The sequence below is a fragment of the Pseudidiomarina planktonica genome, assembly GCF_900177775.1.
Lineage (GTDB): Bacteria > Pseudomonadota > Gammaproteobacteria > Enterobacterales > Alteromonadaceae > Pseudidiomarina > Pseudidiomarina planktonica.
In genome coordinates this window covers 1,489,613-1,507,208 of the sequence record NZ_FXWH01000001.1, presented here as the reverse complement: position 1 = coordinate 1,507,208, position 17,596 = coordinate 1,489,613, and the positions used below count along the sequence as shown (strand labels likewise).

General features: G+C 48.4%; 20 protein-coding genes. 9 read left to right on the top strand and 11 right to left on the bottom strand.

Going from position 1 to position 17,596, the window contains the following annotated elements:
• The 3 genes from CCE91_RS07160 to glnS are packed head-to-tail and all read left to right on the top strand — an operon-like array spanning position 1 to position 3,357.
• The gene (locus CCE91_RS07160; RefSeq protein WP_086434509.1) at positions 1-690 is read left to right on the top strand and encodes a 5-oxoprolinase subunit B family protein; all 690 of its coding nucleotides are present in this window, start codon (positions 1-3) and stop codon (positions 688-690) included.
• Entirely contained in the window at positions 687-1,652 is a 966-nt protein-coding gene (locus tag CCE91_RS07155) for a 5-oxoprolinase subunit C family protein (protein WP_086434508.1), read from the top strand. The genes CCE91_RS07160 and CCE91_RS07155 overlap by 4 nt, the downstream gene beginning before the upstream one ends.
• 43 nt (positions 1,653-1,695) lie before the next feature.
• The gene (gene glnS, locus CCE91_RS07150; RefSeq protein WP_086434507.1) at positions 1,696-3,357 is read left to right on the top strand and encodes a glutamine--tRNA ligase; all 1,662 of its coding nucleotides are present in this window, start codon (positions 1,696-1,698) and stop codon (positions 3,355-3,357) included.
• 83 nt (positions 3,358-3,440) lie between these two features.
• Here glnS and CCE91_RS07145 read toward each other — a convergent pair whose 3' ends face one another.
• From CCE91_RS07145 to CCE91_RS07125, 5 genes are all read right to left on the bottom strand, one after another.
• Entirely contained in the window at positions 3,441-4,469 is a 1,029-nt protein-coding gene (locus CCE91_RS07145) for a saccharopine dehydrogenase family protein (protein ID WP_086434506.1), read from the bottom strand.
• A 5-nt stretch (positions 4,470-4,474) separates the two neighbouring features.
• On the bottom strand, positions 4,475-4,924 hold the full coding sequence (gene fur, locus CCE91_RS07140) for a ferric iron uptake transcriptional regulator (protein ID WP_086434505.1): 450 nt from the start codon (positions 4,922-4,924) through the stop codon (positions 4,475-4,477).
• 100 nt (positions 4,925-5,024) lie between these two features.
• Positions 5,025-5,549: a flavodoxin FldA gene (fldA, locus tag CCE91_RS07135; RefSeq protein WP_086434504.1), complete on the bottom strand. Its 525-nt coding sequence runs from the start codon at positions 5,547-5,549 to the stop codon at positions 5,025-5,027.
• Positions 5,550-5,606: 57 nt separating this feature from the next.
• On the bottom strand, positions 5,607-5,822 hold the full coding sequence (locus tag CCE91_RS07130) for a DUF2788 domain-containing protein (RefSeq protein ID WP_086434503.1): 216 nt from the start codon (positions 5,820-5,822) through the stop codon (positions 5,607-5,609).
• A 58-nt stretch (positions 5,823-5,880) separates the two neighbouring features.
• A complete protein-coding gene (locus CCE91_RS07125; RefSeq protein ID WP_086434502.1) occupies positions 5,881-6,660 on the bottom strand; it encodes an alpha/beta fold hydrolase in 780 nt (259 codons plus the stop codon).
• A 163-nt stretch (positions 6,661-6,823) separates the two neighbouring features.
• Here CCE91_RS07125 and CCE91_RS07120 point away from each other — a divergent pair, with 163 nt between their 5' ends.
• Together CCE91_RS07120 and pgm are read left to right on the top strand one after the other, a co-directional pair.
• Positions 6,824-7,312 (top strand): replication initiation regulator SeqA, encoded by a 489-nt coding sequence (locus CCE91_RS07120; protein WP_086434880.1) that lies wholly within the window; start codon positions 6,824-6,826, stop codon positions 7,310-7,312.
• Entirely contained in the window at positions 7,312-8,952 is a 1,641-nt protein-coding gene (pgm, locus tag CCE91_RS07115; RefSeq protein ID WP_086434501.1) for a phosphoglucomutase (alpha-D-glucose-1,6-bisphosphate-dependent), read from the top strand. Before CCE91_RS07120 ends, pgm begins: the two co-directional genes overlap by 1 nt.
• A 10-nt stretch (positions 8,953-8,962) precedes the next feature.
• Here pgm and CCE91_RS07110 read toward each other — a convergent pair whose 3' ends face one another.
• Entirely contained in the window at positions 8,963-10,270 is a 1,308-nt protein-coding gene (locus tag CCE91_RS07110; RefSeq protein WP_086434500.1) for an MFS transporter, read from the bottom strand.
• Positions 10,271-10,485: 215 nt separating this feature from the next.
• On the opposite strand from CCE91_RS07110, the gene CCE91_RS07105 reads away from it, so the two are divergent.
• Positions 10,486-11,568: a DUF2066 domain-containing protein gene (locus CCE91_RS07105; protein ID WP_086434499.1), complete on the top strand. Its 1,083-nt coding sequence runs from the start codon at positions 10,486-10,488 to the stop codon at positions 11,566-11,568.
• The gene (gene hda / locus CCE91_RS07100) at positions 11,556-12,278 is read left to right on the top strand and encodes a DnaA regulatory inactivator Hda (protein WP_086434498.1); all 723 of its coding nucleotides are present in this window, start codon (positions 11,556-11,558) and stop codon (positions 12,276-12,278) included. The genes CCE91_RS07105 and hda overlap by 13 nt, the downstream gene beginning before the upstream one ends.
• Here the strand turns inward: hda and CCE91_RS07095 are convergent.
• The 3 genes from CCE91_RS07095 to arsC are packed head-to-tail and all read right to left on the bottom strand — an operon-like array spanning position 12,275 to position 13,627.
• Entirely contained in the window at positions 12,275-12,661 is a 387-nt protein-coding gene (locus CCE91_RS07095) for a DUF2069 domain-containing protein (RefSeq protein WP_086434497.1), read from the bottom strand. The genes hda and CCE91_RS07095 overlap by 4 nt on opposite strands.
• The gene (gene wrbA, locus CCE91_RS07090) at positions 12,645-13,271 is read right to left on the bottom strand and encodes an NAD(P)H:quinone oxidoreductase (RefSeq protein ID WP_086434496.1); all 627 of its coding nucleotides are present in this window, start codon (positions 13,269-13,271) and stop codon (positions 12,645-12,647) included. Before wrbA ends, CCE91_RS07095 begins: the two co-directional genes overlap by 17 nt.
• Before the next feature lie 2 nt (positions 13,272-13,273).
• Positions 13,274-13,627, bottom strand: a complete 354-nt coding sequence (gene arsC / locus CCE91_RS07085) for an arsenate reductase (glutaredoxin) (RefSeq protein WP_086434495.1) — start codon at positions 13,625-13,627, stop codon at positions 13,274-13,276.
• Between the two features lie 56 nt (positions 13,628-13,683).
• Between arsC and CCE91_RS07080 the strand changes: the two genes are divergently transcribed.
• Positions 13,684-14,160, top strand: a complete 477-nt coding sequence (locus tag CCE91_RS07080) for a TlpA family protein disulfide reductase (RefSeq protein ID WP_086434494.1) — start codon at positions 13,684-13,686, stop codon at positions 14,158-14,160.
• Position 14,161: 1 nt separating this feature from the next.
• Here the strand turns inward: CCE91_RS07080 and bepA are convergent, their stop codons facing one another.
• Positions 14,162-15,625 (bottom strand): beta-barrel assembly-enhancing protease, encoded by a 1,464-nt coding sequence (gene bepA, locus CCE91_RS07075; protein ID WP_234996278.1) that lies wholly within the window; start codon positions 15,623-15,625, stop codon positions 14,162-14,164.
• Positions 15,626-15,817: 192 nt separating this feature from the next.
• Between bepA and CCE91_RS07070 the strand changes: the two genes are divergently transcribed.
• Entirely contained in the window at positions 15,818-16,915 is a 1,098-nt protein-coding gene (locus tag CCE91_RS07070) for an AI-2E family transporter (RefSeq protein WP_086434493.1), read from the top strand.
• A 45-nt stretch (positions 16,916-16,960) separates the two neighbouring features.
• On the opposite strand, the gene bcp is transcribed toward CCE91_RS07070, so the two are convergent.
• On the bottom strand, positions 16,961-17,428 hold the full coding sequence (gene bcp, locus CCE91_RS07065; RefSeq protein ID WP_086434878.1) for a thioredoxin-dependent thiol peroxidase: 468 nt from the start codon (positions 17,426-17,428) through the stop codon (positions 16,961-16,963).
• Between the last annotated feature and the right edge of the window lie 168 nt (positions 17,429-17,596).

Sequence of the window (17,596 nt, the reverse complement as noted above, 5' to 3'; positions counted from 1 at the left end):
ATGAAGAATTTACCCGACATTCAACGCGCCGATGTAAATGCTATTTTGCTTACTTTTGCGGCTGAAATTAGCCTGGAGCAGAATCGCCGGGTGCATCATGTTGCTGCCGAGCTTCGCGCAAATCACTCGCCTGAGTCTATTCGCAGCAATGTGCTGGAATTAGTGCCTGCCTATAACACACTGATGATTTACTACGACTTTATAAACATTGATGAACAGGCGTTTATTGATGCTCTAAAGCAGGTGCTGAGTAGTCTCAGTGAACCTGAAGCGGGCGCTGCGCAGGGCGAGTTGTATCAGGTTGGAGTTCTATATGATACCAGTGTTGGCCTCGACCTTGAGTGTGTCGCGCGTCGTGTGGATGCTTCCATTGATGACGTGATTGCGATGCACACCAAGCCTGAATACCACGTTTACGCGATTGGTTTTGCCCCGGGTTTTGCGTATTTAGGTGATGTGGATCAGGCGTTGCGGTTGCCGCGGCTGGATTCTCCCCGCCAGAAGGTTCCTGCCTTAAGCGTTGCTATTGCCGAGCAACAAACGGCTATTTATCCGTTGGAATCACCTGGTGGCTGGAATATCTTGGGACGTTGTGCCCAGTTGCCGCCATTAGCCGCTGGCGTTAGGGTACAGTTCTATTCGTTAACTCGCGCTGACTATGAACAACAGCGTCAGGCAGGTGATAAATGAGCGGCTTGCGGGTAATCGAGCCGGGCATGTTGGCGTTGGTTCAGGACTTTGGTCGATTCGGCTGGTTGGCTCAGGGCTACAGTCGCGGCGGCCCGGTCGACGAACATGCGTTTCTTTGGGCGAACAGATTGCTAGGTAATCACTTCAATGCCGCGCAGATAGAAATTACGTTAGGTGGTTTTAGCGCTACCGCGCAAGCGAGTATGAAAATAACGGTAACCGGCGCAGATGTTCCCGTTAGCGTTAATGGCAACTCGGTGCCGAACTGGCAGGTACTGCAAGTAAACGAAGGCGATAAGCTCGCCATAGGTTATGCCCGCAGTGGTTTGCGCGCGTACTTAGCCGTAGCCGGTGGTTGGCAGGTAACACCGGTAAAAGGTAGTTGCGCCACCGTTCGGCGTGAACAAATAGGTGGTTTAACCGGGCACGGCCACGCGCTGGTTGCCGGTGATTCACTCACACCTGAAGCGGTTAACAATTCAAGTCAGGCGGTTACCGGGCAACGGGTGAAACCGGACTTTATTCCTGATTACACTAGCAAGCTGGTGCTAGACGTAATGCCAGCGGCGCAATTTCAGCAGTTTGCTGCCAGCGCGCGAGAAGTCTTCTTTTCCGAAACCTACCAGGTAATCGATAAAGCGGACCGTATGGGTGTTCGTATGAAGGGTGCTGCGGTTAATTGGCAAGGCGCCGGTTTAGTGTCAGAACCCTTACCCATAGGCGCTATTCAGGTGCCTAGCGATGGGCAGCCCATTATTATGCTAAACGACCGGCAAACGCTGGGCGGTTATCCTAAGCTCGGTGTTCTGAGCTGGACCGCGAAAAACCGCCTGGCACAAGCAACTCCGGGCAGTAAAATTCAGTTTAAAGAAGCCGACGCAAAGCCTTTACAAGAGCAACTGAAGCAAGTTTACCGATTTTTCTCGGTTGCTTGTCAGCAGGCTCAGAACCTGCGATCATAAGCGCCATACTAACACCCCTGTCCGCATTGGAGAGCCAAACGTAATGGCAGATACTGAAGTCCGTCGCAGTAATTTTATTCGGCAAATCATTGATAAAGATCTGGCTAGTGGCAAGCACCAGCAGGTGCATACCCGTTTTCCGCCAGAGCCAAATGGTTTTTTGCACATTGGTCATGCTAAATCCATAGTGCTGAACTTCGGTATTTCGGAAGACTATCAGGGGCGCTGCAACCTGCGTTTCGACGACACCAATCCACTGAAAGAAAAAGTTGATTACGTAAATTCGATTATGACCGACGTGCAGTGGTTGGGTTACAACTGGCACGAAAAGCCGCGATATTCGTCGAACTACTTCGATGCGCTGCATGGCTTCGCTATTGAATTGATTGAGAAAGGCCTGGCCTACGTTGATTTCTCAACGCAAGACGCCATGCGTGAAATGCGCGGCACTTTGAAAGAGCCGGGTGTGAATAGCCCTTATCGTGATACATCGCCTGAAGAAAACCTGGATTTATTTAAGCGTATGACTGCCGGTGAGTTCAGTGAAGGTGAATGTTGCTTACGTGCAAAAATTGATATGAAATCGCCGTTCATGGTGTTGCGTGACCCTGTTATTTATCGGGTTCGCTTTGCGCATCATCACCAAACCGGTGATAAGTGGTGTGTCTATCCCATGTACGACTTCACCCACTGTATTTCGGATGCACTGGAAGGTATTACGCATTCTCTGTGTACATTGGAGTTCCAGGATAACCGCCGGTTATATGATTGGGTGCTGGATAACATCAGCATTGATTGTCACCCACAGCAAATCGAATTCTCGCGTCTGAACTTACAGTACACCGTGATGAGTAAGCGTAAGCTTAATCTGTTGGTGGAAGAGGGCAAGGTATCGGGTTGGGACGATCCGCGGATGCCAACTATTGCTGGTATTCGTCGCCGTGGTTACACACCTGCGTCTATTCGTGAGTTTTGTCACCGCATTGGCGTTACCAAAATGGATAACCAGGTTGAAATGAGCATGCTGGAAGCCTGCATTCGCGATGAGCTGAATGTGAGTGCACCACGAGCGATGGCGGTTATTGATCCAGTACGTCTGGTTATTGAGAACTTCCCGGAGCAAGAAGAAGTTATTACCGCGCCAAATCATCCGAATACACCGGAAATGGGTAACCACGAGCTGAGCTTCAGCCGTGAACTTTATATTGAACGTGAAGATTTCCGTGAAGAAGCGAATAAGAAGTTTAAGCGCTTGGTGCTGGGTAAAGAGGTTCGTTTACGCCATGCTTATGTCATTAAAGCAGAGCGGGTAGAAAAAGATGACGCAGGTAACATCACCACCATTTACTGCAGCTACGATGCTGACACTTTGGGTGAGGATCCAGCCGATGGTCGTAAAGTGAAAGGCGTGATTCACTGGGTGTCAGCAAGTAAAGGGTTACCGGCCGAATTCCGCCTGTATGACCGCTTGTTTAAAGTACCAAACCCGGCCGCCGAAGAAGACTTCTTTAGTACCCTGAACGAAGAGTCATTGGTAGTGAAGCAGGGCTTCGTGGAGCCTAACCTGGCAACCGCAGCACCTGAAGAAGCTTATCAGTTTGAACGTATTGGTTACTTCTGCGCTGATAGCCGCGACAGTACGCCGGAGCATCTGGTATTTAATCAAACCGTTGGTTTACGTGACGTGTGGAATGAAAACGCCTAAAGCTGGCTTGGGTTGAACAACAAAAAAAATGCACCTTCGGGTGCGTTTTTTATATCTGTAGCTTAGTGCTATAAAGTTGGCTATTAAACGATGTATTTGTCTAGCAGTTTAGCGCCGTATAAACGCGAAGGGGTGTAATAACCACCTTCAGGCGTATGGTGTAGTACAAACTGGCAAATGTCGACGGCGCCATATGCGGTAAGGGTATAGCCATTTTTTACTTTTACCCGCAGCGTTTCAGTTTCACCTTTGGCGTTACTGATTTCGCCCCAAACATAAGTTGGGTTCTTCTCGCGCTGCTTTTCGTCCGGGCCGGCAGGTTGCTGTTCTACTTTCTTTTTCATCCAGTTTTGTACTGGTTTAAAAGCCAGCAACCAGCGGAACCAGTTTAACCGGCGCAAACGTTTCACCAGGGTTGGGCTGGCTGGAATATACACTTCAATATTTGGTATTTCAGTAGTGTAGTAGGCTGTTGCCACATCGCCCCATGGAATAGTCATGGCATATTTTTCGCCATCACCAAAATCAATAGTTTCGGCTTTGTATGCTAGCGGCACATTCTTGATCACGCCGTCTTCACGCACAGCGCCGCCAATAGCTAAACGCTCAACGCTGGTTTTAGCGGTACCCTGACTCATGCTTGAGCGCGAGTCGAAACCAAGCTTTAAGCTAACCGCATTTGGCATTAGGGCGTTTAAGCGCGCTGCTACGCAATCGGTTGGAATCACGTCAAAGCCAACACCCGGGCACAGCACTATGCCAGCTTCTTTCGCTTGTTGGTGCTGACTGTGAGCATATTCAAAGGTATCCAGTTCACCCGTGATATCCAGGTAATGAACTCGCGCGCTAATGCAGGCTTGAATCATTGGTGGGGCTGTTGCTGAAAACGGGCCGGCACAATTAATAACCAGACTAATATCGGTTAAAGCTTCAACCACGTCGTCATGATTATCTAATGCAAAGGCTTGCCACGGTAGTTCTAACCGTTCAGCCAGTTGTTGAACCTTGGCTTTCGAACGGCCTGCAAGCACCGGGGTGTAGCCCATTTTTTTGGCGTGCTGGGCAATCAGTTTACCGGTATAACCGTAAGCACCATAAATCATGAAGCGCATAGTAGTTACGCCCCGTCTTGATGCGCTTTGTATTCACAACCTTCACCACGTTGGCATTCACCGTACAGATACAAGCTGTGGTTGGTCAGCGTTAGCTTGTTGGCCGCGGCGATTTCGTCCTGGCGGCGCTCAATCACGTTGTCTTCAAACTCGAACACATGACCGCAGGTTAAACAAACCAAATGATCATGGTGATGTTTATTACTAAGCTCAAATACCGAGCGGCCACCTTCAAAGTGGTGACGCGTTACAATGCCGGCATCATCAAACTGGTTCAACACGCGATAAACCGTTGCCAGACCGATTTCTTCTTTACGCTCAAGCAGCAGCTTATACATATCTTCGGCGCTGATATGCTGATTATTTGGATCTTTCAGCATCTCAAGTATTTTTACCCGAGGTGAGGTTACTTTCAGCCCGGCACGTTTTAATTGTTGTTCGTCGATGCTTGTCATAGTTTTTCACTGTCGGTTGAGTTCAGACTGAGTATAGCCAGATTAGCAGCAGGGGGAAACGAGATTTCCCGTGGTTACTATACGAGTTACAACTGACCCGTTATGCTAATTCGGCTAAGCACATTTCTTCATACACTTGCGCACACCATTTTTGCACGCGCTCTTTCGTTAATTCTGGTTGGCGGTCTTCATCAATGCCCAGACCAACAAAGTGGTCGTCATCGACCAGGCCTTTAGAGGCCTCGAAGTTATATCCTTCAGTAGGCCAATGACCAATCACAATACCGCCATGCGTTTCAACGATATCGCGAATCATGCCCATGGCATCCAGGAAGTACTCGGCGTAGTCTTCCTGATCGCCACAACCAAAAATAGCAATGAGCTTATCGGTAAAATCGATATCTTCTAATTCCGGGAAAAAGTCATCCCAGTCACATTGGGCTTCACCGTAATACCAGGTTGGAATACCAAACAAGAGTAAATCGTAGTCAGCAATCTGCTCTTTGCTTGATTTCGCAATATCGAACACATCGACCAGCTTCTTGCCGAGCTCTTTTTGAATCATTTGAGCCACAGCTTCCGTATTACCAGTATCACTGCCGAAAAAAATACCTACGCTTGCCATAGAGTTCGTTTCACCACTTTTACGTAACAGTTGAATAGAATAGGCTTTATCTATTGCTTAGATGCCGCCACTAAAGAATGCCTGAATAACGCCTTTTGCAATAAAGCCGGCGCAGCCAACAAACAATACTGTCCATACAGCCCAACGGCCGAACGGCGGTACTTTACCGTTTTTTAATACGTCATGAATGGCCAGACCGATTAATAAAAATAAAGCGGCCATTGCCAGATTCAAGCCTAAGGCTTCTATTTGCTCAAAATGTTCCGATAACATCAGTATTTACACCGGAATTTGTTTTGAAAATTGTGCCTAATACTAACATAGGCGGCCGCTACGAGCGAGTATTGGCGTCTAAAAAGCGTTTCACCAAACGGTTAAATATACGCGGCTTTTCAGCGTGCAGCCAATGCCCGGCACCGTCCATTATCTTGGCTTCAGCATTAGGGAATTGCTTGTTTATGGCATCCTGATGCTCTTTTAAAATGTAGTCGGATTCGCCACCTTTAATAAACAACACTGGGCCTTCATAGGAGCCCTCGCCAATGCCGCCGGTAAGCGTTTGGTAATTCGCGTCAATAACATCCAGATTTAGTCGCCACTGATAGGCGCCGTCTTTGCGGCGTAAGTTTTTTAGCAAAAACTGGCGTACGCCGCGAGTTTCAATAGCTTGCGCCAGTTGTTTGTCGGCATCACCGCGGTTATCTACCTTACTTAAATCCAGCTCTTTAAGAGCGTTTAGGATGTCGCGATGGCGCGCATCGTATGCAACTGGAGCAATATCGGCAAACACGGCAGCGTGAACTCGATCAGGATGATCTATGGCTATTTGCATGGCAATTTTACCACCCATGGAATGACCCACCAAAAAAGCCTGCTTTATTTTTAAGTGGTCCATCACTGCAATGACATCCGCTGCCATGCTGTCATAGTCCATGCTGTCAGTATGAAAGGAGTCGCCGTGATTGCGTACGTCTACGGCCAACGTGGTGAATTCATCTTCCAGGCTACGAGCGAGAGTGTTGAGGTTGTCCGCGTCGCCAAACAAACCATGAATTAAGACTACAGTAGGGCCACTACCGCGTTTCTCGTAATTGAGTAAATCTGAGCTCATAGGAATTCCTTTACCACAAATGATTAGCCTACTATTGTCGGTTACAAAGCCAATTGTCGCAACCATACCCAGTACATAGCTTTGCGTATTTGTGTGAATCAGGCATGGAGCATTTATGTGGCATGCGTATAATGTTCCTATCATTTCAGAAGGTAGCATGAGCATGAGCAAACGGATTGAAGTTGACGATGATGTTTACGCACATATTGCGGGGCACACGCAGCACATTGGTGAAAGTGCATCGGATATTTTGCGTCGCTTACTAAACCTGCCCAAAGGTACGGCGCAGCCGGTACTTGCCAGTGCCGCGTCACAACGCCGAATTTTTGATGTGCTGAATCACGCAGATTTAGCCGAACAGCGCAGCGTAGTCGCGCGTTTTCTGCATATTTTGGCTATGTTGTATCGTTGCCATGCCGACGACTTTAGCCGGGTATTACAAGTGCGGGGACGCGATCGTATCTACTTTGCCGCCTCAGAAAATGAACTAGCGCAAGCGGGTAACAGTACCAATCCAAAACAAATCCCGGCCTCGCCGTACTGGGTCATCACCAACAATAATACAACTCGCAAAAAGTCGATGTTAACTCAGGTTGCCAAAGAGCTGGGTTATAGCGAAGCGGACGCAGAGAAAATCAGGGACTTCTTATAATGGCACTTCACCCTCGCGCCGGGCAGCCGGCTCAAGCAGAAGACTTAACTAATGTTGCGGTGCTGGTTAGCGCCTATTTTGTAAACGAGGTGGATCCGCGCCAGAAATCCCAGAAAGTGGCTTTCGGTACCTCAGGACACCGCGGCTCGGCACTGAAGAATTCGTTTAACGAAGCGCATGTGTTGGCTATTAGTCAGGCGCTTTGCGCCTATCGCGAAGAGCAGGGCATTACCGGGCCATTATTGCTGGGTCGTGATACCCATGCATTGTCTGAAGCAGCGTTTATGACGGCATTGGAAGTGTTTGTGGCCAACGGCGTTGAAGTACACATTCAGGCTGACAACGGCTATACGCCAACACCGGTCATCAGTCACGCGATTTTGCGTCACAACAAGGGGCGCACCAGTGGTTTAGCTGACGGTGTGGTTATTACTCCTTCGCATAATCCGCCGGCTGACGGTGGTTTTAAATACAATCCGCCCCATGGTGGACCGGCCGATACCGATGTTACCCGAACCATTGAAAAATACGCTAATGCCATTTTAAGCGCTGAGTTAATGGGCGTGAACGCAATTTCTTATGAAGCTGCACAAGCGTCTGAACTGTGCCGTGAAGTAGACTGGCGCGCCGACTATATTGAAGCACTGGCCGAGGTGATTGATATTGATGCCATTACCAAAGCCGGTATTCGTATTGGAGTGGACGCTATGGGTGGCGCGGGCGCCAGCTACTGGCCGTTAATTGCCGAGCGCTATAACCTTAATATCACTGTATTAAACAATGTAGTAGATCCTAGCTTCAGCTTTATGAGCCTGGACAAAGACGGGCAAATCCGCATGGATTGCTCTTCTGCGTGTGCCATGGCGCCACTGTTAAAACTGCAAAATGATTTTGATGTGGCGGTGGGTAATGACCCTGATTATGACCGTCACGGCATAGTTACACCTACGCACGGCCTGTTAAACCCTAATCATTATCTTGCCGTAGCCATTGATTATCTGGCTAAGAACCGGAGTTGGGAAAAAGACTTAACCATTGGTAAAACTTTGGTTTCCAGCGCCATGATTGACCGTGTTGCGGCAGCCAATAATCGTACAGTGCGGGAAATGCCGGTTGGGTTTAAATGGTTTGCACCTGAGCTAGCTGCCGGCACCATGGCATTTGCTGGCGAAGAAAGCGCCGGGGCCACCTTTGCTGATAGAAAAGGACAGGTTTGGACTACCGACAAAGACGGTATTATTTTGGCCTTGCTGGCCGCTGAGATTACGGCAGTAAGTGGCAAAAACCCGGGTGAATATTATGCCAATTTATGTGAACAACATGGCACGGCTTATTATCAACGGGTTGATGAAGCCTCATCTGCGGAACTGAATGCAGGTTTTAAAGGCATTCGCGCGTACAAACTGAAGTTAGAAACCTTAGCCGGGCATCCGGTTAGCGCTATTCTAACCAAAGCACCAGCCAACGATGCCTTGATTGGTGGCGTAAAAGTAGTTACCGAGCAGGGCTGGTTTGCGGCGCGGCCGTCAGGCACCGAGCCGGTGTACAAAATTTACTGTGAGAGTTTTGTCAGTGAGGAACACCTACAAGAGTTAAGCCAGGAAGCGGCGGAATTAGTGCGCACCTGGCTTAGCAGCTAACTGTTAGTAATTAACCGTTGTCACCATGTTTTAAAATGGCACCGCTGGTCATAGCTGTTTGATCATCGGTGTCTTCGTCCGGGTCACCTAAATCTTCGGCCAAAGTTGTTAATAGCTCATCTGATGTTTGCCCAGGCGAAACCATTGCAAAGGCGCTGTGTGTTTGCCCTTCGGCACGTTTGCGCTGACCAATGCGATACAACGAGTAGCCGCACACCATAAGCGTTAACAGCGTTAGCAAGTAGAAGAAATAGCTGGTTTCACCAAATTGCATAAGTGCCGCTACAGCTGGTGCACCAATGATTGAACCGACACCACCAATTTTGATAATGGAGCTGGTTGCGCCAACCATTTGATCTTTTTCAAGATAATCATTGGTGTGGGCCATGCCCAGCGAATATAGCGGTAAAATAGCGGCGCCAAGCAAGCCGACGAACAAGTAAATCCAGCTAATTTGATCGCTCGATAGCTGCGACAGAATCAGTGCCATTAAAGCGCCAGAGCCTGCGCAAATAGCGATCATTAAGCGGCGATCCAGGCGATCTGAAAGTAATCCAATAGGTGCCTGGGAAATCATGCCACCGAGAATAAATGCAGCCATAAATAGTGATATTTCTGGTACCGACAAGCCCAGGGTAATGGCGTAAACCGGACCTATACCGTAGAACATGGCATAACAGGCCTGCATAATAAAGGCGTTAGCCACCCCAAGCGGCACGAGTTTAATCAAAGTTTTAATAGGAACCGATTTAGTGTCGTGGGTGGTGGGTTCCACCGTCACACTGATTAGAATAGGTATGAGTGCCACGTTAATTAACAGGGCAACTATGGCGAAAGCTACAAAACCAGCCGGATCGGTAACCCCAAGCACCAATTGCCCGGCCACCAGACCACCATATATCAGCACTAAATACACCGACAGCAGCGTACCGCGGTTTTTATTGTCCGCCATGGTATTTAGCCAGCTTTCAACAATCACAAAAATGGCTGAAATGGCAAAACCGGTTAGAAAACGCATTACAAACCACACGATGGGGTCTACCCAAATGGCTTGTATTAAAATGGTAAAAGCAGCTAATGCCGCCAGTCCGCCAAAGGCACGAATGTAACCAACCCGGCGAATATCTTTTGGAGCACGGGTGGTGCCAAACAAGAAGCCAATAAAGTATGCCGACATAATGACACCAGTAACTAAGGTGCCAAATTCCTCAATGGTTGCCCGTAAACTTAGCAGGGTACTTGTCATACCAACGCAGATACCAATTAAGGTAATGCTGGTCAGAAGTGAACTTATGCCCCGAAGTTGTTGTTTAAGCATGAGTGGTCATCCATGGTTTTGCCTGCCCAGCGATATTGGGATGTTGGCGGCGGATAGAGTGGCTTTATCGGCACACTTTAACAGTCCTGCGTTGGGCTGAAAAGTAAATTGGGTCGCTGATTTCAGTTATCCACAGCTTGTGACTTGCCGCCGGGGATACAGCTGTTTATCATTCAACTATTCGGGTGCTGTTTAGCAACGTAAAAGGAAGCAATATGACCGTGCACAGTGCTGCCGTCAAAACAACAATCCGCGCATTATTAACCGGGCTACTTTGCCTGGTTAGCCTATCCGCTGCCGCGGTTGAATTAGATGACCTGTACGAGGCTCAGGTAAGCGTGAATTCGCAAGCTCAGGCTGAACGTCAGCGCGCGCTGGAGCAGGTGTTTGAACAAATGGTGGTAAAAGTTACCGGCAACTCTGGTGTGCTGAGCGAAGACGCAGTGAAGCGGGCTAAGGGGCAGGTTAGCGACTATTTGGTGCAATACGGTTATCGGAATGAGAATTCGCAACAGTGGTTATGGGCCAGCTTTGATGAGAGCAAAGTAAACTCATTATTGCGGACAATAGATGCCCCCATCTGGGGCAACCGGCGGCCACGCTTAATGGTGTGGATGGCACAAGAGCAGAACGATGGCACGCGTGACATTATTGCCAGCGATAGCACTACCGTGATGAAACAACAATTATTGAATCGTGCCCGTGAACGGGGCGTTCCGGTGGCACTGCCGTTAATGGACTTAACCGATCGCATGCGAGTTTCAGTTACTGATGTGTGGGGGCGTTTCGAGCAACCATTGCAGCGCGCGGCGCAGCGTTACACCGCCGATGGCCTGTTGATGACCCGCGTGTATCGGTCAACTGACCCTGACACTAACGGTGATTGGGTATTCGAGTGGCAGGCTATAGTAGGTAATGAGCGAGTGTATGGGCGCGAAGTTGGCAATGATCCGGCGCTTATGGCGGCACCATTAGTGGATTCTGTTGCTGAAAAACTGGCCGAGCTTTATGGTATTCGTTCCAGCGATGCTGAATCTGATGCGTTAACTATTCGGGTATTACAGCTTAATTCAATTGATAGCGTGTTAAGTGTAGAGAAGTTTCTGGCTAGTTTATCTATAGTCAAACAGGTTGATTTACTTGAGTTTGGTGATGGTAAAGCTGAGTTTACTCTGCAGCTACACGGCGACGCCAAGCGAGCGCAGCAGACTATTAGTCTGGATAGACGCATGCAAATTATCAATGACAATCCATTTGCCGCAGTGGCCAGTGTTCCGGAGTATCAGTGGCAAAACTGACAACTACTGCACGGCAACTTGGCTTAGCGGTTCAACTTCCCGATGATGAGAATTTCGCTACCTTTATTGACGGCGAAAACAGCTCGCAGGTGGCGGCATTAACCGCTTTTGTCGACGCCGGCAGTGGCGCAGGACAAAGCTCACCCTGGTGTTTACTGACCGGTGCTGCCGGCGTAGGTAAAACCCATTTATTGCACGCTTTATGTGCGGCAGCACCGCAGCATGCTATGTATTTGTCGTTGGCCGATATTGCTGAACAAGCTGAGCCTTCGGTATTAACCGGATTAGAACAGGTGCCGTTACTCTGTCTTGATGATGTGGAAGCGGTGCTTGCCGATGAAAACTGGTGTTACGCGTTGTTTAGCCTGCTGAACAAAGTGAGTGATGCACAGCAGTCACGCATTGTCATGACCAGCAGGTCATCGGCTAATCAGGTAAAAACCGCATTAGCGGACTTAACCTCGCGGTTACAATGGGGCTTGCCACTGCAACTGCAGGAACTAAGCGACCCGTATAAAGTGAAAGCCCTGCAGTTACGCGCCAAAATGCGAGGTATAGAGCTACAGGCCGACGTTGCTCAATTTATGCTACATAGATTGGGACGGTCAATGCGGTCGTTAATGCAGTGTTTGGCACAACTAGATGAAGCGTCATTGGCGGCGCAACGCCGCCTGACTATTCCCTTCGTAAAACGAGAACTCTCTATTTAGTCCTGTTCGCTCTTCTTTTTCAAACCTAACCCTAATGCACGACCCTGTTTTTGCGCGTAGTAGGTGCAGCCAATAAAAGCGCCGGTAGCCAAAATGATTTCAATAATAGCCAAATGACGTACCTCGGGGCTGGTATAAACCACGGTTAAACCGTGCAAAAAATACCACATCAACACAAAGTTCGCCCAGGCGTGGGTGTAGGGTTTACCTTGCAGTATTCCTTTTAATGGAAACAATAACGGCAGCCCATATAGCAGCAGTTGAAACCATACCGAATGCATAGTGCTGGGAGCAATTAGGGTATGCCAGGCGAATACAAATATAACGAGTCCGCAGTAACTGAATAGCGCTAAATAGCGCAGGGTTTTAATGGTGTTTGCCAAGATTCTGCTCCTTCTTTAAGCGACTTGCCGTGGTTACTAAACGCCGTCCCAATGCTTCGGCACATTGTTGCTCATGTTCGCTTAAGCTGGTTTCCTGATGCTGACTTAAATGACTGGCGCCATAAGGTCCGCCGCCGGTTCTGGTTTGGTGAACCGCTGGCTCAGCGTAAGGAATGCCAACCAATATCATGCCGTGATGAAGCAGGGGTAATGCCATCGACAGCAAGGTGCTTTCCTGGCCACCATGAAGGCTGCTGGAAGAGGTAAACACGGCGGCCGGCTTATCGGTCAGACTACCTTGCAGCCACTGCGTCGAAGTCGTTTCAAAAAAGGCATGTAGACTACTTGCCATATGACCGAAGCGAGTGGGGCTCCCCAGGGCCAGGGCATCACAATTCTTTAAGTCTTCCAGACTGACCTGAATGTCACGGTCACTTTTCGGTTGCTTAGCGGTATCCGCTTCTTGGTCACGCGTGCTATCGGCAACAGTGCGTAACAACACTTCTGCACCAGCCGCGGTTGCACCTTCAGCAATGGCATCGGCCAGCGCTCTGGTGCTGCCATGACGGCTGTAGTACAAAATCAGTAAGGTAATATGCTGATTACTCATACTCACTCAAATAACTCCAGAACTGCTTCCGGTGGGCGGCCAAGACGGGCGCGATTGCCGTTTACCACAATAGGTCGCTCGATTAGCTTGGGATGTTGTACCATAGCTTCCAGCAAGGCATCTTCATCATGCTCGTCAGCAAGATTATTGGCTTTAAAAGCTTCTTCTTTGCTGCGAATGAGTTCCCGCGCAGACTGAAAGCCCAGTAATAACAATAAATCTTTCAGCTGTGCCGTTGATGGCGGAGTCTTTAAATACTCAATAATAGTAGGCTCAATACCCTTATCCTGAAGTAATTGCAGGGTTTGTCGGCTTTTTGAACAACGCGGGTTGTGATAAATTTCGACTTGGCTCATGAGATTAATTTCCATTTGATATACATATCTATAGCTTACCCTAGAAGGACGATGTAATGAACAAAACGGCAAAAAGAAGCTGGCAGCGAGTGCGTCAGCTAAGCCTGGCATTAAGCTTAGTAACCCTTGTTGCCTGTGGTGACAGTACTGATTTTGTAACTGACAGCGGTGGTGCTCAACAATGGGATCAGCTACGTGGTCAGTACGTGGTCGTTAATTACTTTGCCGAGTGGTGTGCGCCATGCTTGAAGGAACTGCCGGAGCTAAATGAGTTTCACGAATTACATCAGCAAGAAGTTACTTTGTTGGGCGTTAGCTTTGATCCAATGAACAACGAACAGTTAGCTGAGTTAAAGAGTAAGCATGGCATTGAGTTTCCGTTAATCCAGCCTACGCCGGCACCGAATTTACCTTTCCCGCGTCCTGAAATGCTGCCAGCCACTTATATAGTTACCCCTGAAGGTGACGTAAAAGGACCATTGCTGGGCGAACAAACGTTGGGCTCCCTGCGAGCTGCCGCAGGGATTGAGTAAGTTATAGAGTTTCGGCCTGGTGTTGCAGCGCTTTAATTTGGTCTATACGCGCTTGCAGACGCTTTTTGGTCAGTTGATTATCGGAACTGGTATGCGCTGTATGAAATTGGTCGATGGCTATTTTGAAGCCACCATATAGCGCATAAATTTCACCACGTGTTTCGTGCATAGCCGCAAGTTGTCCGGTTTTTTGGTAAGCCTCGGTCAGTAATTCCAATGCAATAATGTTATCCGGGCGTCGTAGCAGGTAATCGCGCAATAACTGGATAGCCATTTGGTGGTCATTGCGCTTCATTGCTGTGTTGGCAAAATTCACCGTAATAACTTGTTCGTTAGGACGTTTCATATAGGCGTTTTCAAGCATAGCGTAGGCTTCATCAACGCGATTTAAGCCCAGCAAAATGTCGGTGTGAACGTCAATCACAAACAAATTATTTGGGTAATCTCGAAGCAGGGGAGTCAACAATTCTTCCGCTTTGGCCGGATTGCCTGAGTCTAGTGCAATAATAGCCGCGCCATAGCGGGCAGCAGCTGCCGTTGATGCATTGCGGCTATTCATGTCCTGTTCAAATTCGCTACTGCTGGTTAGTTGCAAGTGCCGCGCTGAAATGCGCGCTTTCGCCAGTTTAAAATCGAAGTTATCAACTTCAACCGGACTTGGCAGCATATCAGCACGCTGGCGTGTATCTGCTACGCGGGATTCCGACAATGGGTGAGTGAGCAGCATTTCCGGCGGTCTTGAGCTGTAACGGTATTTGCTGGAAAGGCGGCCAAAGAAATTGGGGGCACCCTGAGGGTCAAAACCCGCATTGGCCAGAATATTAATTCCCACGCGGTCAGCTTCCTGCTCAAATAACCGGGTGTAATTAATTTGCGACTGTAAGCCGCCAGCGCTGACGGCGGAAATAGTTGCCATGCCAAGATCCGGGCTTGCCATAGTTAATAGGGCGCCGGCGATCATAGCGGCGATTCGGCCCGCGCTCACTGATTGTTGCTGTTCAATGTTACGAACTATATGCCGCTGAGTTACGTGAGCAACTTCGTGCGCTAATACTGAGGCTAGTTCTGATTCCGTTGCGGCCTCATAAATTAAGCCGGTGTGAACACCGATTTTGCCACCTAAAAACGCGAATGCGTTAATCTCCCGATGATTTATCCAGACAAACTCGAATGGGAAGCGCACATCAGGCGCGTTAACGACTAAACGGTTGCCAATATCATTCAAATATTCACTAAGTACCGGGTCGTGTACAACGGGAGCGGCTCCGCGCAGTTGGCGCATATATAAATCGCCAATCATTTGCTCCCGTTGGATGGACATGGTGCCACCGCCAGTAGTGCCAAGTTCTGGTAAACGGCTTTGTGCCTGCACCGGCGCATAAAGCGTTGTGCATATACCCACAGTAATAATTGCTGTGGTGAAGGTGCCCAGGAACCGGGCAAGAACTTGTTTCATTTTCTTCATTCAGACGTCCATTACATCATTGTCGTCATGCGACTCTTCGCTAACTACGACTCTATTTTTAGCGAGCGAGTTCCTTTGCCATCATAAGTTGTTTCTAATTTTGATGAAACGCTTGATCGTATGCGTAGATGATTATGCTAATCTGTCAGCATAACAAAAAACTCAGGCATGCCATCTTTAACTAGGAATATTATGTGGGACTATATTAAGAATTGGTATAACCGTAAATTCTCTGACCCTAATGCGGTTACGTTGTTTTTAGTATTATTGATCGGCTTCTTTACCATTGTATTTTTTGGTCCGGTTCTGGCGCCGCTACTGGTAGCTATAGCGCTAGCCTATTTACTGGAGTGGCCGGTCATACATTTAATGCGCCTGGGGTTTGGCCGACTTGCCGCAGTTATACTGGTATTCCTGATTTTTATGACGCTGGGCTTTGGGCTGATATTTTTCCTGATGCCAGTGATATGGCAACAAGGACTCGCCTTGATCCGTGAATTGCCTGAAATGATCTTATCTGTTCAGTTGTTGCTGAACCGGTTACCGGAAATGTTCCCGGGCTTTGTGAACGAATATCAGATATCCCAACTTATTCAGTCCTTTAAAACACGCGCCATTACTGTGGGCGAGGGTTTGATTGGACAGTCGCTCAATTCCATCGTGAATTTAATGGGCATACTTATATACGTGATTGTGGTGCCGCTACTGGTACTGTTTATGCTGAAAGACCGCAAAGTATTGCTGGCGCACCTGGAGCGTTTATTACCACAAGATAGACGTTTACTTAGTCAGGTTGGCACCGAAATGAACTTGCAAATCATGAACTACATTCGTGGTAAAGCGCTTGAGGTAGTGATTGTGGGTGTGGCTACGTATCTGGGCTTTGTTGCCTTTGATTTGCGTTATGCGGCATTGTTGGCAGTACTGGTTGGCTTGTCCGTGTTAATACCCTATATCGGCGCTGTGGTGGTGACCATTCCGGTGGCGCTGGTAGCCGTATTCCAGTTCGGTTGGTCTGCTATGTTCGCCTACGTTCTGGTTACTTATCTGATTATTCAGGCATTAGACGGCAACCTGCTGGTGCCGCTTCTGTTTTCTGAAGCGGTGAGCTTAAACCCGGTTTACATTATTGCCGCAGTACTGTTTTTCGGTGGTCTATGGGGGTTCTGGGGCGTGTTCTTTGCTATTCCCTTAGCCAGTTTAGTAAAAGCAGTGTTAACCGCATTGTCTACCTCAACATCTACCTCAACACCTACCTCAACACCAACATCAGCCCGGTCGCCTGAATAGGCATAATCCGGAGCTGATGGAAGTACGGCTAGTAATGTATTGGCCTTAGCTGGCCAATACGTCTAGCACTACCTCATGATGGTTCTTGGTTTTAAATTTGTCGAACACATGGCTAACGGTGCCATCGGTTTCAATTAAAAAGCTAATACGGTGAATACCATCGTATTCTTTACCCATAAACTTCTTATTACCCCATACGCCAAAATCATCGGCAACCTTATGATCTTCATCACTCAATAGGGTGAAATTCAGCGCATCACGTTCCGTGAACTTAGCTAACCGCTTCGGTGCGTCCGGGCTAATGCCTACTACTGTTACATTGTGAGCGGCTAATTCTTTTTGACTATCACGTAGTTGCTGTGCCTGCACTGTACAACCCGGGGTCATGGCTTTCGGATAGAAATAAACCAACACCCGTTGGCGAGCTAATAAATCTTTTAATGAAACCAACTCATTATTGGCGTCGTGTAATTCGAACTCAGGCGCTTTATCACCTGCTTTTAAAGTATTCATAAGAACTCCTGTTGGCGGCTTACACGGCCGCTCCGGTAAGCGAAATAGAGTGTCACTATCATAACCTTCCGGGTTGTAAAAACCAATTCGTGAAAGCGCTATGAAAGCATTGTCGGGCTTGTGTTTCACCCGCGCTGCCAGTAACATTGTGGGCTTAATAAATAGGGG

What these genes read in the sequence shown, in the direction of transcription:
- CCE91_RS07160 (WP_086434509.1), top strand. Translation starts at nt 1, where the DNA reads ATGAAGAATTTACCCGACATTCAACGCGCCGATGTAAATGCTATTTTG.
- CCE91_RS07155 (WP_086434508.1), top strand. Translation starts at nt 687, where the DNA reads ATGAGCGGCTTGCGGGTAATCGAGCCGGGCATGTTGGCGTTGGTTCAG.
- glnS (WP_086434507.1), top strand. Translation starts at nt 1,696, where the DNA reads ATGGCAGATACTGAAGTCCGTCGCAGTAATTTTATTCGGCAAATCATT.
- CCE91_RS07145 (WP_086434506.1), bottom strand. Translation starts at nt 4,469, where the DNA reads ATGCGCTTCATGATTTATGGTGCTTACGGTTATACCGGTAAACTGATT.
- fur (WP_086434505.1), bottom strand. Translation starts at nt 4,924, where the DNA reads ATGACAAGCATCGACGAACAACAATTAAAACGTGCCGGGCTGAAAGTA.
- fldA (WP_086434504.1), bottom strand. Translation starts at nt 5,549, where the DNA reads ATGGCAAGCGTAGGTATTTTTTTCGGCAGTGATACTGGTAATACGGAA.
- CCE91_RS07130 (WP_086434503.1), bottom strand. Translation starts at nt 5,822, where the DNA reads ATGTTATCGGAACATTTTGAGCAAATAGAAGCCTTAGGCTTGAATCTG.
- CCE91_RS07125 (WP_086434502.1), bottom strand. Translation starts at nt 6,660, where the DNA reads ATGAGCTCAGATTTACTCAATTACGAGAAACGCGGTAGTGGCCCTACT.
- CCE91_RS07120 (WP_086434880.1), top strand. Translation starts at nt 6,824, where the DNA reads ATGAGCAAACGGATTGAAGTTGACGATGATGTTTACGCACATATTGCG.
- pgm (WP_086434501.1), top strand. Translation starts at nt 7,312, where the DNA reads ATGGCACTTCACCCTCGCGCCGGGCAGCCGGCTCAAGCAGAAGACTTA.
- CCE91_RS07110 (WP_086434500.1), bottom strand. Translation starts at nt 10,270, where the DNA reads ATGCTTAAACAACAACTTCGGGGCATAAGTTCACTTCTGACCAGCATT.
- CCE91_RS07105 (WP_086434499.1), top strand. Translation starts at nt 10,486, where the DNA reads ATGACCGTGCACAGTGCTGCCGTCAAAACAACAATCCGCGCATTATTA.
- wrbA (WP_086434496.1), bottom strand. Translation starts at nt 13,271, where the DNA reads ATGAGTAATCAGCATATTACCTTACTGATTTTGTACTACAGCCGTCAT.
- arsC (WP_086434495.1), bottom strand. Translation starts at nt 13,627, where the DNA reads ATGAGCCAAGTCGAAATTTATCACAACCCGCGTTGTTCAAAAAGCCGA.
- CCE91_RS07080 (WP_086434494.1), top strand. Translation starts at nt 13,684, where the DNA reads ATGAACAAAACGGCAAAAAGAAGCTGGCAGCGAGTGCGTCAGCTAAGC.
- bepA (WP_234996278.1), bottom strand. Translation starts at nt 15,625, where the DNA reads ATGAAGAAAATGAAACAAGTTCTTGCCCGGTTCCTGGGCACCTTCACC.
- CCE91_RS07070 (WP_086434493.1), top strand. Translation starts at nt 15,818, where the DNA reads ATGTGGGACTATATTAAGAATTGGTATAACCGTAAATTCTCTGACCCT.
- bcp (WP_086434878.1), bottom strand. Translation starts at nt 17,428, where the DNA reads ATGAATACTTTAAAAGCAGGTGATAAAGCGCCTGAGTTCGAATTACAC.